Annotated in this window: 16 protein-coding genes and 2 pseudogenes; 7 read left to right on the top strand and 11 right to left on the bottom strand. The window is 69.5% G+C overall.

The features are described from left to right. Positions 1–63: 63 nt before the first annotated feature. Together AB0F03_RS31920 and AB0F03_RS31925 are read right to left on the bottom strand one after the other, a co-directional pair. Positions 64–258, bottom strand: a complete 195-nt coding sequence (locus AB0F03_RS31920; protein ID WP_361998310.1) for a DUF397 domain-containing protein — start codon at positions 256–258, stop codon at positions 64–66. Further along, positions 240–452: pseudogene (locus AB0F03_RS31925) on the bottom strand (Scr1 family TA system antitoxin-like transcriptional regulator); the annotation flags it as partial. The gene AB0F03_RS31920 and the pseudogene AB0F03_RS31925, both read right to left, overlap by 19 nt. A gap of 61 nt (positions 453–513) precedes the next feature. On the opposite strand from AB0F03_RS31925, the gene AB0F03_RS31930 reads away from it, so the two are divergent. Together AB0F03_RS31930 and AB0F03_RS31935 are read left to right on the top strand one after the other, a co-directional pair. After that, positions 514–723 carry a hypothetical protein gene (locus AB0F03_RS31930; RefSeq protein WP_361998313.1) on the top strand — a complete coding sequence of 70 codons (210 nt, stop codon included), beginning with the start codon at positions 514–516 and terminating at the stop codon, positions 721–723. Next, entirely contained in the window at positions 720–935 is a 216-nt protein-coding gene (locus tag AB0F03_RS31935; protein WP_361998316.1) for a hypothetical protein, read from the top strand. The genes AB0F03_RS31930 and AB0F03_RS31935 overlap by 4 nt, the downstream gene beginning before the upstream one ends. Before the next feature lie 30 nt (positions 936–965). On the opposite strand, the gene AB0F03_RS31940 is transcribed toward AB0F03_RS31935, so the two are convergent. The 4 genes and pseudogenes from AB0F03_RS31940 to AB0F03_RS31955 all read right to left on the bottom strand — a co-directional run. Next, on the bottom strand, positions 966–1,094 hold the full coding sequence (locus tag AB0F03_RS31940; RefSeq protein WP_361998319.1) for a hypothetical protein: 129 nt from the start codon (positions 1,092–1,094) through the stop codon (positions 966–968). 79 nt (positions 1,095–1,173) lie between these two features. After that, on the bottom strand, positions 1,174–1,503 hold the full coding sequence (locus AB0F03_RS31945; protein ID WP_361998322.1) for a hypothetical protein: 330 nt from the start codon (positions 1,501–1,503) through the stop codon (positions 1,174–1,176). 53 nt (positions 1,504–1,556) lie between these two features. Further along, entirely contained in the window at positions 1,557–1,751 is a 195-nt protein-coding gene (locus AB0F03_RS31950; protein ID WP_361998323.1) for an antitoxin, read from the bottom strand. Positions 1,752–2,216: 465 nt separating this feature from the next. After that, a pseudogene (locus tag AB0F03_RS31955) lies at positions 2,217–2,389 on the bottom strand (helix-turn-helix domain-containing protein); the annotation flags it as partial. 294 nt (positions 2,390–2,683) lie between these two features. On the opposite strand from AB0F03_RS31955, the gene AB0F03_RS31960 reads away from it, so the two are divergent. Further along, complete coding sequence (locus AB0F03_RS31960; RefSeq protein WP_361998326.1) at positions 2,684–3,142, top strand: hypothetical protein; 459 nt, start codon at positions 2,684–2,686, stop codon at positions 3,140–3,142. A gap of 63 nt (positions 3,143–3,205) precedes the next feature. Here the strand turns inward: AB0F03_RS31960 and AB0F03_RS31965 are convergent, their stop codons facing one another. Next, positions 3,206–4,570 carry a hypothetical protein gene (locus tag AB0F03_RS31965; protein WP_361998327.1) on the bottom strand — a complete coding sequence of 455 codons (1,365 nt, stop codon included), beginning with the start codon at positions 4,568–4,570 and terminating at the stop codon, positions 3,206–3,208. A 298-nt stretch (positions 4,571–4,868) separates the two neighbouring features. On the opposite strand from AB0F03_RS31965, the gene recO reads away from it, so the two are divergent. From recO to AB0F03_RS31980, 3 genes are read left to right on the top strand one after another with little or no spacing between them, the layout of a single operon-like run. Continuing rightward, positions 4,869–5,615: a DNA repair protein RecO gene (recO, locus tag AB0F03_RS31970; protein ID WP_361998330.1), complete on the top strand. Its 747-nt coding sequence runs from the start codon at positions 4,869–4,871 to the stop codon at positions 5,613–5,615. A 26-nt stretch (positions 5,616–5,641) separates the two neighbouring features. After that, the gene (locus AB0F03_RS31975) at positions 5,642–6,490 is read left to right on the top strand and encodes an isoprenyl transferase (RefSeq protein WP_361998333.1); all 849 of its coding nucleotides are present in this window, start codon (positions 5,642–5,644) and stop codon (positions 6,488–6,490) included. A 38-nt stretch (positions 6,491–6,528) separates the two neighbouring features. Beyond that, positions 6,529–7,854: a histidine-type phosphatase gene (locus tag AB0F03_RS31980; protein ID WP_361998336.1), complete on the top strand. Its 1,326-nt coding sequence runs from the start codon at positions 6,529–6,531 to the stop codon at positions 7,852–7,854. 19 nt (positions 7,855–7,873) lie between these two features. Here AB0F03_RS31980 and AB0F03_RS31985 read toward each other — a convergent pair whose 3' ends face one another. The 4 genes from AB0F03_RS31985 to AB0F03_RS32000 are packed head-to-tail and all read right to left on the bottom strand — an operon-like array spanning position 7,874 to position 10,994. Next, positions 7,874–8,284 (bottom strand): transcriptional repressor, encoded by a 411-nt coding sequence (locus AB0F03_RS31985; protein WP_121788903.1) that lies wholly within the window; start codon positions 8,282–8,284, stop codon positions 7,874–7,876. A 60-nt stretch (positions 8,285–8,344) separates the two neighbouring features. Next, the gene (locus AB0F03_RS31990; protein ID WP_361998339.1) at positions 8,345–9,247 is read right to left on the bottom strand and encodes a metal ABC transporter permease; all 903 of its coding nucleotides are present in this window, start codon (positions 9,245–9,247) and stop codon (positions 8,345–8,347) included. After that, on the bottom strand, positions 9,247–10,014 hold the full coding sequence (locus tag AB0F03_RS31995) for a metal ABC transporter ATP-binding protein (protein ID WP_361998342.1): 768 nt from the start codon (positions 10,012–10,014) through the stop codon (positions 9,247–9,249). The genes AB0F03_RS31990 and AB0F03_RS31995 overlap by 1 nt, the downstream gene beginning before the upstream one ends. A 20-nt stretch (positions 10,015–10,034) precedes the next feature. Beyond that, positions 10,035–10,994 (bottom strand): metal ABC transporter substrate-binding protein, encoded by a 960-nt coding sequence (locus AB0F03_RS32000; RefSeq protein ID WP_361998345.1) that lies wholly within the window; start codon positions 10,992–10,994, stop codon positions 10,035–10,037. Positions 10,995–11,154: 160 nt separating this feature from the next. On the opposite strand from AB0F03_RS32000, the gene AB0F03_RS32005 reads away from it, so the two are divergent. Beyond that, complete coding sequence (locus tag AB0F03_RS32005; RefSeq protein WP_361998348.1) at positions 11,155–12,537, top strand: glycine--tRNA ligase; 1,383 nt, start codon at positions 11,155–11,157, stop codon at positions 12,535–12,537. Positions 12,538–12,606 lie beyond the last annotated feature (69 nt).

Below are 12,606 nucleotides of genomic sequence, written 5' to 3' on the forward strand. Positions count from 1 at the left end.
CAGCCGCCGGAGGCCGGGCCGATGGCGTAGCCGGCCGGCGACCGGGCCGGTGAGCCGGTGCGCTCAGGCCGTCAGGGCGCCGACGAGCCGCGCCCAGGCCGGGGCCCCGACCACCAGCACGGCCCCGTCGGCCACCTTGCTGTCCCGGACGGGCACGACACAAGGGACGCCGTCGGCCACCTCGACGCAACTGCCGCCCTCACCGTTGCTGTAACTGCTCTTGCACCAGCTGGCGTTGCTCAGGTCGTACTGCTGCATCGTCTGTCATCCTCAGCCGCCGACTCGACCAGGGAGAGGGACGCCTCCAGCGACAGCGCGGCGACCCTGAGCAGATCGTATGCGCGCTGTGCCCGCTTCACCACAGCCGGATCGTCCATCAACGTCCCTGAGAACGAGGTCTCCGTATAGGCGAGGCTGCCACGCGTTTGCAGGGCGCGGGCGATTGCCGAGTGTAGATGCGGAACGTGACTCTTGGTGCACGAAGCGTGAAACAGGGAAGGGCAGGGGATCAGAGTGAAGGCTCTCGAAGAGGCGGAGGAGACATTGCGGGAACTGCGGGTGGCGCTCGAGAAGGCCGGGGTCGTTCTCCCGTCGCTGGGACTCGACCCGGTGAGTCTGGCGAGAGAGGTGCCTTGCCCGCTGGTGGAGCTGGGCCGCTGCTCGGTGGAGACCGCGCGGAGCCTCACGGCCGCCCTGACCGCGTCCCCGGGGGTGGCGCGGTGAAGCCTCCCGCCGGCAGCCATGTGGTCGACACGCGTACCGGCCGGGTCGGCGTCGTCATGGGGTATGAGGGGCCGTACGTACAGGTGCGGCCCTACGGCGGGGGCCGGGAGTGGGACGCCGAGCCGGAGACGCTGCGGGGGGCGACCACGGCCGAGCGGCTGAGCGCGGCGACGGCGTACGCCAACGCGCGCAGTCGCGGAGAGACGCTGTGATCGTCCGCAGGGGACCCCGCTTCATACGATTCACCTGTTACGGATTCGCCACACGACTGCGAAAATCAGGAATACCGCGATCACGATGACACCGGACCACCACTCGCGCAGCGCCCCGCCGTACATAAGAGCATCGAACGAAGCTCCGCGCTCTTCCATTTCGACTCCTTGACTGGTGCGGCGCGGGTATCGACGTGGACGCAGTTCGAGACGGGTGGTGGACGCAGCGTCTCAGGGTCTACTTCCTCTTACGGGCTTGTGCGACTCCGAAGGCGATGAAACCGAGGATGGCGATGCCGAACAGGACCCAGAGCGGGACGCCATCCATCCCCTTGTAGGCCAGTACGGTTTGATCAGCGGACAGTCGCACGACAACTTCCTCCCCTTGAGGTCCAGGTTCTCTGGTGGTGTCTTCATGGGCGGCTTCCGTGGCCTGCCCGACCGCCAACCCACCGACCGTGCAGGGAATCGCCGGCGTTCCGCCGCTCAGGTACGTGCAGCCGGTGGCGAAGGCATTGCCCGCGACGAAGCCGATCGCTGTGCCGGCAGCGGCGTAGTCGGCGGACACCGAGGGTCCCCGGCGCCACGCGCCGGGGACCCTCGTCGCGCATGGTCTCGGAGTTACCGCTCGGTCGTCCCGTCGCCGTCATAGGAACGGCGCACCGCGTCCGCAGCCTTGTCGGTCTGGGCGTCGTACTTGTCGCCCGTGCGTTCGTCGACCATGCGCTCGGCGCCCGCGACGCCCTTGTCGGCCTGGTCCGGGTGGCTCTTCGCCATCTCCTTGGCCTTGTCGGCCATGTCACCCAGCTTGCCCATGGGTACCTCCTGTGAGCTTGCGTGCGTCGTGCCAAGGCAGCGGGTACCCGCAGTCTTCGGCCTTGCACCGGCTGCTCGACCGCCGGTTCGGGCCGACGATGCGACGCGGGCCGCCGGGGCCGGGCGCCGCGCCGACACAGACTTACGGTCTGTGGATCACCCAGAGCAGTTCCGCCGGCCAGCGGTGTGCCCAGTCGGGTGGGTCGGTTTCGTCGTAGCCGTTGGGTGTTCCGCGTTCGGGCCGCGGCTCGATGAGGTCGCGGGTAGCAGCGGCTCCCATCGCCCGGGCCGCTGCGGCGAGTCGGGCTTCGGACAGGTCGAGCCCGACCACAGTGGCGCCCTCGGCGGCGAGCGCCCGGACTACTGGCCGGTGCCGCAGCCGAGTTCGAGGACGCGCTTGCCGGTGACGTCGCCCCGGGCGGGCAGGTGCGCGTCCGGCGTGGGCTGGTGCGCGGACGGCTGAAAGCGGTCGCTCATGCCGGCTTCGCCGGACTGCCGGTAGCGCTCGGCCCAGCGCCGGGCCGTGGTCGGCGAGACCTGAAAACGTTGCGCGGCGCGTCTGGGGGGCAGTCTTCGGCCACGCAGCGGGCCGGACGCAGACGGCCGGTCTCCGTCAGGGGTGCATCACGGTGGGGCACGAAGGCCTTTCTGCCGCCGGTGCAGATGGCGCAATACGCGCCAGGCCAGAAAAAGGCCCTCACCCATTTCGAGATCAATCAGCCGTGAGCCCTGTCACCGTCCACAAACTCTCCGGACAGAACATCTAGCTCTTCCGCCACGGTGTCAGGGCTGCCGAGCTCACCTCGGCCGGCCCGGTCCTGAGGGGCGTCCCGCCCGACCGCACGCCATCGGCCGTTCGCGGAAACGCGAGGCCGGCGTAGCCTCGATCGGCCATGCTGGGGACCCCAGTGTGTGCACTACGAGGAGGAGACGTGGCTGAGCTGGTCAGCCGTCGGCAGTACCCGGTGGAAGTCGATCACGGTGGCTTCGCGCTGGAGGATGCCGATGATCGGCACGTGCCGGTTGGGTTCCCTGAAGACTTCGAGCGGGGTGTGTTCCTTTCCGCTCACCCTGGGCGTCTTGATTTCGTGAGTGCGGGTCATACCCACACCGCTGACCTCATTGTCGAGGTCTGGGATGCCGAGCCTCCCGTCCCGTCCGGTGCCTGGGAGGAGAGCGCGACAACCGGCCTCTCCTGCTCGTCGGGGGAGCTGCGGGCAAGGTCGATCACCGGTGGCCCGATGCCGGAGCTGATTCCCCTGTCGGATGGTCCGGGGAAGTGGTCCGTGCGGGTGGTGTGCGCGGGCCGGGAAGCACTTGCCGCGCTGGCCGAGGAAGGCGCCGTGGAGGGAGTGGAGCGGTACGTGGCCCAGTTCTGGCCTGAGGGCTAGCGGTTCGGCGGGCGCGGTTCACGGGGTGCGCGAACCGTGCCCGCCGGGTGCGTGCACGATCCGTCAGGACACGATCTTTACAGTGAAACCGTCGTCCGGTCCGTCAAGAATGCGGTTCTTGTCGTAGAACTGCGCCAGCAGGATCCCGGCCGCGCCGTTCTCCCCCTTCTTGACCGGCATCACACTGAAATTGTTCGGCTCTGCCCGGTGGTCGTATTTTGATTGCGCGGCCCCCTCATAGGTGCTTTGGAAGGGGAACTCGTCGCACTCCCTGGTGCCGCCCTTCGAGTAACCGGCTCCGTAGTACTTCTTACAGTTGTAGACAGAACGGTTGTAGTTCTCCTTTCGGCGCTTCGCATCCCAGTACAGACGTGTAAGCGGATCGTCGGCAGTCCGGCCCGGGAAGTGCTTCCTTGTGCTGGGCGGCAGCGTGCTGGACGGTTTGGTGAAAGCCTTCTGAATGTGAAGTGCCACGCCCCGCTCCGGCGCCTTTGCTTTAGTGCTGTATTGCAGCGTGGCCAGGACGCTCCACGCGGCGGAGCCCTTGGCGGCGTTGGGAAGGTAACCGGCCTTGTCCCAGCGCGGCGGCAACATGAACAGGTCGTGCTTCCCCGGGCTGGTGAGGGCCCAGCCAGGTGGGGCTTCGAGGTCGATGGTCGGTTGGTAGACCGAGAAGACGGTGTCGGCCTTCATGCCGGTGCTTCCCTGACCCGCTTTGGCGGTGACGGTGTGCTTGAAGCTCCCGTTCTCCAGCAGTTGTGCCCAGGTCCTGGTGACGGGCATTGCCACACCGCCCCGGGTGTAGGTGACCGAGGAGGGCCAGCTCTTCGTGACTCTTCCGTTGGTGACGATGCCCAGGCCAGGTGCTCCGTTGGTACCGGCTGCGGTGAAGGCCGTGAAGTAGTACGTGACGGTGATGGTGCGGCTGGCTTTGGGGATGGTCCCGATCGCCAGTACGTCGAAACTGCTCGTTCCCACAGGCTCGCCGTTCACCAGCCAGACCTGGCTGAGAAGGGATCCCGAGCACACCGCGAAACGTGACTTGAGGTAGAACTGCGCCGTTCCGAGCCCACGAATGCACTCGATGGGCGTCATGGAATGGGACGGCTCAGGCAGGCTCACTGCTGGGCCGGCCCCCGCGGCGGGGGCATGTGACTCCCGGATCGTGGCCTGTGCGGAGTCCGTGACGGACAACGGCGCATAGGACTTGGCGGGGCCGACCGTCTCACGTGGCAAGAGCGGCTTTGAATTTCGCAGGGCACCCATGTGCTGAAGCCTGCGGAGGCCGCCGGGCTGTCTGATCTCTCTCAGATTCGGGGCTTTGCCGACGAGTGGTAGCGCGTAGGTCTCCAATTGCGCGGTCTTGCCGCCGTCGGCATGGGCGGCCCCAAGTGGTGTGATCAGCGGGGCCAGTAAGGCGGGGAGCATCACAGCAGCTGTACGTATTCGTGCCCGCCAGGACGGACTCCTCTTCATGGAACCCCCTCTTCCAGGAAACATCTCACCGGTGTGAAGCCTCCAAAGAAGTACCAGGCGCAGGAATTGCACAGCACCGGAGTGTTTCGTTCTGGCGCGATCTCACCAGCTGTTGACCGGAAGGCAGCCAGGCGTGAGATCGTCGCCACCGCGAGGTATCCACCGTGCTGGAGCCAACGCTCGCCCCCAGAGGCCAGGGGAGGGGGCCCGGTGTCTCCGGGCCGCTTCCCGCATGGGCGAGAATGGTGGCATGAGTCTGTTCCGCGACGACGGCATCGTGCTGCGCACCCAGAAGCTGGGTGAGGCGGACCGGATCATCACCCTGCTCACCCGCGGGCACGGGCGCGTGCGGGCCGTGGCGCGCGGGGTGCGGCGCACCAAGTCGAAGTTCGGGGCCCGGCTGGAGCCGTTCTCCCACGTGGACGTGCAGTTCTTCGCGCGGGGGAGCGAGCTGATCGGGCGCGGGCTGCCGCTGTGCACCCAGAGCGAGACGATCGCGCCGTACGGCGGGGGGATCGTCACCGACTACGCGCGGTACACGGCGGGCACCGCCATGCTGGAGACGGCCGAGCGGTTCACGGACCACGAGGGGGAGCCGGCCGTGCAGCAGTACCTGCTGCTGGTCGGGGCCCTGCGGACGCTCGCCCGCGGCGAGCACGCCCCCCACCTCGTCCTCGACGCCTTCCTGTTGCGCTCCCTCGCCGTCAACGGGTACGCGCCCAGCTTCGGTGACTGCGCGCGGTGCGGCATGCCCGGCCCGAACCGGTTCTTCTCCGTGGCCTCGGGCGGCTCCGTCTGCGTCGACTGCCGGGTGCCCGGCAGCGTCGTACCGTCCCCGCAGACCCTGATTCTGCTGGGGGCGCTGCTTACGGGAGACTGGGAGACGGCGGACGCGTGCGAGGCGCGGTACGTCCGCGAGGGCAGCGGACTGGTGTCCGCCTACCTGCACTGGCATCTGGAGCGCGGGCTGCGCTCCCTGCGGTACGTAGAGAAGTAGTCCACGGTCGAGGAGACGAGAAGCACATGGTCGTACGCGGGTTCCTGGGGCGCCAGCGGCGCGAGTACACGGCGCCGGAGCCGCATCCGTCCGGTGCCCGCCCGCCGAAGCTGCCGGCCGAGCTGGTCCCGGAGCACGTCGCGATCGTCATGGACGGCAACGGGCGGTGGGCGAAGGAGCGTGGGCTGCCGCGCACCGAGGGGCACAAGGTCGGCGCCGAGCGGGTGCTGGACGTGCTCCAGGGCTCCATCGAGGTCGGTGTGCGCAACATCTCCCTGTACGCCTTCTCCACCGAGAACTGGAAGCGGTCGCCCGACGAGGTCCGCTTCCTGATGAACTTCAACCGCGACTTCATCCGCCGGACCCGCGACCAGCTCGACTCGCTCGGCATCCGGGTGCGCTGGGTGGGCCGGATGCCCAGGCTGTGGAAGTCGGTCGCCAAGGAACTCCAGGTCGCCCAGGAGCAGACCAAGGACAACGACCTGCTCACCCTGTACTTCTGCATGAACTACGGCGGCCGGGCCGAGCTGGCCGACGCGGCGAAGGCCCTCGCCGAGGACGTGAAGGCCGGCCGGCTGGACCCGTCCAAGGTCAGCGAGAAGACCATCCAGAAGTACCTGTACTACCCGGACATGCCGGACGTCGACCTGTTCCTGCGCCCGAGCGGTGAACAGCGCACCTCCAACTACCTGCTCTGGCAGAGCGCGTACGCCGAGATGGTCTTCCAGGACGTGCTGTGGCCCGACTTCGACCGCCGTGACCTGTGGCGGGCCTGCGTCGAGTTCGCCTCCCGCGACCGGCGTTTCGGCGGTGCCGTCCCGAACGAGGAACTCATCGCCATGGAGGCCGCCATGAAGGGTGACTCCACCTCGTAGCCACCGGGAGTTCACCAGGGCCGCCGAAAATGTGGATCATGAGACGTGTCACCCCTGGCCTCGCACTCGGCGCCCTGCTGCTCACCGCCCTGCCCGCGCACGCCGCCGACGGCCCCGCGCACCGCGAGAGCTACGGCACCAAGGCGCCGTACGCGCCCCGGCAGAACCCGCGCGACTACCAGAAGCCCCCGGCCGGCTTCGTCCCCGTCCTCACCGAGAACGTCTCCCGGCACGGCTCGCGCACCGCCACCGACAGCGAGGACGGGGACCTCATCCTCGCGCTGTGGGACAAGGCCGAGGCGCAGGGGCGACTCACGCGCAAGGGCGAGGAGTTCGGGCCCCGGGTGCGGGCCCTGCTCGCCGCGATGGCGAAGACCGGCTACGGCAACCTCAGCGGGCGCGGCCGGCAGGAGCTGGCGGAGACGGCCGCCCGCATGGAGAAGCGGCTGCCGTCGCTGTTCGCGAAGATCGCCCACGACGGCGAGAAGATCGACGTCGTCAGCTCCGGCCAGGGCCGGGCCGTGGACAGCGGCAACGTCTTCGCCGGCGTCCTCGCCGAGGCCGACCCCGAGCTGAAGCCGCTGATCGGGCCGACCCGCACCGACAAGGACCTGCTGTACTTCCACAAGGCGGCGGGCGGCGCGGCCTACCGCGACTACCTCGCCCACGACCAGCGTCTGAAGGACACCCTCGACGGCATCACCGGCCAGGACCGGACGCGGCAGGCCGCCGGCAGCGTCCTGCGGAAGATCTTCACGGACTCCTTCGTCGCGCAGATCACCGACCGGACCGGCGCCGCCCAGGCCGTCTACAACCTGTACGCCATCGCCCCCGCGATGAGCGAGGAGAGCCCGGACGGCGCGGGCTGGGGCCTGGAGCGGTACATCTCCCGCTCGGACGCGGCCTGGTTCGGCTACCTCGGCGACGCGGAGGACTTCTACGAGAAGGGCCCCGGCTTCTCGGACAGCGACATCACCTACAAGATGGCCGGCGTCCTGCTCGACGACCTCTTCGAGCAGGTCGAGGCCAAGCGCGCCGGCACCAGCGACCTCGGGGCCGAGCTGCGCTTCACCCACGCCGAGGAGGTCGTCCCGCTGGCCGCGCTGATGGGCCTGCCGGGCAGCACCCGGCCGGCGACGCCGGGGGAGCCGTACACGTACGCCGGCAACCCGTGGCGCGGTGCCTCGGTCTCCCCGCTGGGCGCGAACATCCAGTGGGACGTGTTCCAGAAGGGCGACCGCTACCTGGTCCGCATGCTCTACAACGAGAAGGAGACGGCGTTCAAGGCCGGCTGCCGTCCCGTGGCCAGGAACAGCAGCTTCTACGACCTGGACGAACTGGAGCGCTGCTTCGGCCGGGACTGAGCGACCGGCCGGGAGCCGCTCAGCCCGCCGCGCAGTCGGCGCACGTGCCGAAGATCTCCACCGTGTGCGCCACGTTCACGTACCCGTGTTCCGCGGCGATCGCCTCCGCCCACTTCTCGACCGCCGGGCCCTCCACCTCCACCGCCCTGCCGCAGGCGCGGCAGACCAGGTGGTGGTGGTGCTCGCCGGTGGAGCAGCGGCGGTAGACGGACTCGCCGTCGGAGGTGCGCAGGACGTCGACCTCGCCGGCCTCGGCGAGGTTCTGGAGGGTGCGGTAGACGGTGGTGAGCCCGACCGAGTCGCCCTTGTGCTTGAGCATGTCGTGCAGTTCCTGCGCGCTGCGGAACTCGTCGACCTCGTCCAGGGCCGCCGCCACGGCTGCACGCTGGCGGGTCGCGCGGCCCTTAACGGGCGGTCCAGCGGTGGTCACCGGTTGCCTCCTCACGTCTGGCGTCTGCCGGGCCATTGTGCCAGTCCGCACCGGCAGTGGTCAGGCGCCGACCTGGTCCCCGGCGCCCCGCGCGACCGGAATCGAGCACTCCGCCGGGTCGCCCGCGGGCTGGGCCGCCGCTGCCGCGCGGGCGCGTCGCCGGGCCAGCGGGGTGGCCAGGGCGGTCAGCGCGACGAACGCGGCGATGGTCAGGAGGACGATCGTGGCGCCCGGCGGGACGTCCTGGTAGTAGGAGGTGACCGTGCCGCTGACGGTCACGGCCACCCCGATCGCCACCGCGATCACCAGCGTGACGGTGAAGCTGCGGCTGAGCTGCTGCGCCGCCGCCACGGGCACCACCATCAGCGCGGACACCAGCAGCAGGCCCACGACCCGCATGGCCACCGTGACGGTCACCGCCGCGGTGACCGCCGTCAGCAGGTTCAGCGCGCGCACCGGCAGGCCCGTGACCCGCGCGAACTCCTCGTCCTGGCTGACCGCGAACAACTGGCGGCGCAGGCCCAGCGTGACCAGCAGCACGAAGGCGGCCAGGACGCAGATCGCCCGCACGTCGGACGGCGACACCGTGGACAGCGAGCCGAACAGGTACGAGGTCAGGTTGGCGTTGGAGCCGCCCGGCGCGAGGTTGATCAGCATCACGCCGCCGGCCATGCCGCCGTAGAACAGCATGGCCAGGGCGATGTCGCCGCGGGTCCTGCCGTACCAGCGGATCAGCTCCATCAGCACCGCGCCGAGCACCGAGACCGCCGTCGCCATCCACACCGGGGACGTGGACAGCAGGAAGCCCAGGCCGACGCCGGTCATGGCCACGTGCCCGATGCCGTCGCCCATCAGCGCCTGGCGGCGCTGGACCAGGTAGATGCCGACCGCGGGCGCGGTGATGCCGACCAGCACGGCCGCGAGCAGCGCCCGCTGCATGAAGGCGTAGTCCAGGAATTCCATCAGCTCAGCAGTCCCGTGCGGATCGGTTCGGTGCCCGCCGGTGCGTGCGGGTGTACGTGGTCGTGACCGGGCAGCGCGTGCTGGCCGACCGCGCGGGGCGGCGGGCCGTCGTGCAGCACGCAGCCGTCCCGCAGGACGACCGCCCGGTCGATCAGGGGCTCCAGCGGGCCCAGTTCGTGCAGGACCAGCAGGACCGTCGTACCGGCCTCGACCTGCTGCCGCAGCGTCCGTGCCAGCACCTCCTGGCTGGCCAGGTCGACGCCCGCCATCGGCTCGTCCATGATCAGCAGTTCGGGCTCGGAGACCAGTGCGCGGGCGATCAGCACCCGCTGGTGCTGGCCGCCGGAGAGGGCGTCGACGGAGTCCTTGGCGCGGTCGGCCATGCCGACCAGCTCCAGGGCCCGCCGCACGGCCTGCCGGTCCGCCTTGCGGAAGACGCCGAAGCGGGTGCGGGACAGCCGGCCCGAGGAGACGATCTCGGTCACGGTCGCCGGGACGCCGCCCGCGGCCGTGGTGCGCTGCGGTACGTAGCCGACGCGCGCCCAGTCGCGGAAGGACCGGCGGGGGGTGCCGAACAGTTCGACCGTGCCGCCGCTGACCGGCACCTGGCCGATGACGGTGCGGATCGCCGTCGACTTGCCGGAGCCGTTCGCGCCGAGCAGCGCGACGACCTCGCCGCGGCCGACGGTGAGTTCGATGCCCCGCAGCACGGGACGCGCGCCGAGTTCGGCGGTCACGCCGCGCAGGGCTATGACGGGCTCTCGCATGATCCTGCCTTCCGTGCCGGTCACTTGGCGCCCAGCGCCCGGCGGAGCGCCTCGAGGTTGGCCTGCTGGACGGCGAGGTAGTCCTTGCCGCGGGATTTGCCGGTGATGCCTTCGAGCGGGTCGAGGACGTCGGTCCGCAGGCCCGTGTCGTGGGCGAGGGTCCGGGCGGTCCTGTCACTGACGAGCGTCTCGTAGAAGACGGTGCTGACACCGTCGGCCCGGGCCGTGCGCTCCAGGTCCTTCACGCGCGCGGCGCTCGGCTCGGACTCGGGGTCGAGGCCGTTGACGGCCTCCTCGATGAGACCGTAGCGCTCGGCGAGGTAGCCGAACGCGGCGTGCGTGGTGAGGAAGACCTTGCTCCGGGTGTGCGCGAGGCTCTGCCGGAACCGGGAGTCCAGGGCGCCCAGCTCGCCGGTCAGGGTCGCGGTGTTCTTGCGGTAGTCGGCCGCGTGCCGGGGGTCGGCCTTCTCGAAGGCCCTGCCGACGCCCTCGGCGACCTGGGCGTACTTCACCGGGTCGAGCCAGATGTGCGGGTCCTTGCCCGCCCTCTCGCCGTCCTGGTGGCTGTCGTGCCCGGCCGCGTGGCCGCCGACCTCGGTGCCGTGCTCCTCCAGCGTGGTCAGGCCGGCCGCGTCGATCTTGGTGCCGACCGGGGACTGGGCCACCGCCTCGTCGACGGAGGGCTGGAGGCCGCTCAGGTAGAGGACGGCGTCGGACTCCTCGAGCTGGGCGATCTGCCGGGGGCTGATCTCCAGGTCGTGCGGCTCCTGGCCGGGGGAGGTGAGCGTGGTGACGCGGACGTGCTTCCCGCCGATCCGCTCGGCGAGGAAGGTCATCGGGTAGAACGACGCGACGACGTCGAACTTGCTGGTGTTGGCCACGACCGCCGTGCCGCCGGAGCAGCCGGACAGCGTGCCGGCCGCGAGGGCGGCGACCGCGGTGGCCGCGGCGGCGGGTATGAGGCGTCGTCGTACGTTCATGACAGTCATTTTCAACAAACATGGAAACCGTTGTCAACTACGCTCACCAGATGGTCTTCACGGGGGCCGATTTGGTCGTGGGGGAGCATGCGCCGGTAACCTGAATCATTCGCTGGAAGCATCTCGCTTCAACGCCCGTCGTCGTAATGAAGAGAGCACCGTGGCCGCCGACAAGATCGACACCATCGTCAGCCTGAGCAAGCGCCGTGGCTTCGTTTTCCCGTGCAGTGAGATCTACGGCGGACAGCGTGCCGCCTGGGACTACGGACCGCTGGGTGTCGAGCTGAAGGAGAACATCAAGCGCCAGTGGTGGCGCTACATGGTGACGTCGCGCGAGGACGTGGTCGGTATCGACTCGTCCGTCATCCTGGCCCCCGAGGTCTGGGTCGCCTCCGGTCACGTCGCCACCTTCACGGACCCGCTGACCGAGTGCACCTCGTGCCACAAGCGGTTCCGTGCCGACCACCTGGAAGAGTCGTACGAGGAGAAGAAGGGCCACGCCCCGGCGAACGGCCTGGCGGACATCAACTGTCCGAACTGCGGCAACAAGGGCCAGTTCACCGAGCCCAAGCAGTTCTCCGGCCTGCTCTCCACCCACCTCGGCCCGACCCAGGACTCCGGCTCCGTCGCCTACCTGCGCCCCGAGACCGCCCAGGGCATCTTCACCAACTTCGCCCAGGTGCAGACCACTGCGCGCCGCAAGCCGCCGTTCGGCATCGCCCAGATGGGCAAGTCCTTCCGCAACGAGATCACTCCTGGCAACTTCATCTTCCGCACCCGCGAGTTCGAGCAGATGGAGATGGAGTTCTTCGTCAAGCCGGGCGAGGACGAGCAGTGGCAGGAGTACTGGATGGAGCAGCGCTGGGGCTGGTACACCGGGCTGGGCCTGCGTGAGGAGAACATGCGCTGGTACGAGCACCCGAAGGAGAAGCTCTCCCACTACTCCAAGCGCACCGCCGACATCGAGTACCGCTTCCAGTTCGGCGGCTCGGAGTGGGGCGAGCTCGAGGGTGTCGCCAACCGCACCGACTACGACCTCGGCGCCCACTCCAAGGCCTCCGGCCAGGACCTCTCCTACTTCGACCAGGAGGCCGGCGAGCGCTGGACGCCGTACGTCATCGAGCCCGCGGCGGGCGTCGGCCGCACCATGCTGGCCTTCCTGCTCGACGCCTACGTCGAGGACGAGGCGCCCAACGCCAAGGGCAAGATGGAGAAGCGGACGGTGCTGCGCCTCGACCACCGGCTCGCCCCGGTGAAGGTCGCCGTCCTCCCGCTGTCGCGCAACCCGGAGCTGTCCCCGAAGGCCAAGGGTCTCGCCCAGGCCCTGCGGCAGAACTGGAACATCGAGTTCGACGACGCGGGCGCCATCGGCCGCCGCTACCGCCGCCAGGACGAGATCGGTACGCCGTACTGCGTGACCGTCGACTTCGACACGCTCGAGGACAACGCGGTGACCGTGCGCGAGCGGGACACCATGAAGCAGGAGCGCGTCTCCCTCGACCAGATCGAGGGCTACCTGGCCAGCCGCCTGCTGGGCTGCTGACCCCGGCCGAACCGGCCACCCCGGCCCGCCCCTCCGCCCGAACCCGGGCGGAGGGGAGGGCCTCTGCGC

It is taken from the genome of Streptomyces sp. NPDC028722 (assembly GCF_040637655.1).
Taxonomy (GTDB): Bacteria; Actinomycetota; Actinomycetes; order Streptomycetales; family Streptomycetaceae; genus Streptomyces.

Bases quoted from the DNA above. Each gene is read 5' to 3' on its own strand.
- AB0F03_RS31920 (WP_361998310.1), bottom strand. From the start codon at position 258: ATGCAGCAGTACGACCTGAGCAACGCCAGCTGGTGCAAGAGCAGTTAC.
- AB0F03_RS31940 (WP_361998319.1), bottom strand. From the start codon at position 1,094: ATGGAAGAGCGCGGAGCTTCGTTCGATGCTCTTATGTACGGCGGGGCG.
- AB0F03_RS31950 (WP_361998323.1), bottom strand. From the start codon at position 1,751: ATGGGCAAGCTGGGTGACATGGCCGACAAGGCCAAGGAGATGGCGAAG.
- AB0F03_RS31965 (WP_361998327.1), bottom strand. From the start codon at position 4,570: ATGCTCCCCGCCTTACTGGCCCCGCTGATCACACCACTTGGGGCCGCC.
- recO (WP_361998330.1), top strand. From the start codon at position 4,869: ATGAGTCTGTTCCGCGACGACGGCATCGTGCTGCGCACCCAGAAGCTG.
- AB0F03_RS31975 (WP_361998333.1), top strand. From the start codon at position 5,642: ATGGTCGTACGCGGGTTCCTGGGGCGCCAGCGGCGCGAGTACACGGCG.
- AB0F03_RS31980 (WP_361998336.1), top strand. From the start codon at position 6,529: ATGAGACGTGTCACCCCTGGCCTCGCACTCGGCGCCCTGCTGCTCACC.
- AB0F03_RS31990 (WP_361998339.1), bottom strand. From the start codon at position 9,247: ATGGAATTCCTGGACTACGCCTTCATGCAGCGGGCGCTGCTCGCGGCC.
- AB0F03_RS31995 (WP_361998342.1), bottom strand. From the start codon at position 10,014: ATGCGAGAGCCCGTCATAGCCCTGCGCGGCGTGACCGCCGAACTCGGC.
- AB0F03_RS32000 (WP_361998345.1), bottom strand. From the start codon at position 10,994: ATGAACGTACGACGACGCCTCATACCCGCCGCCGCGGCCACCGCGGTC.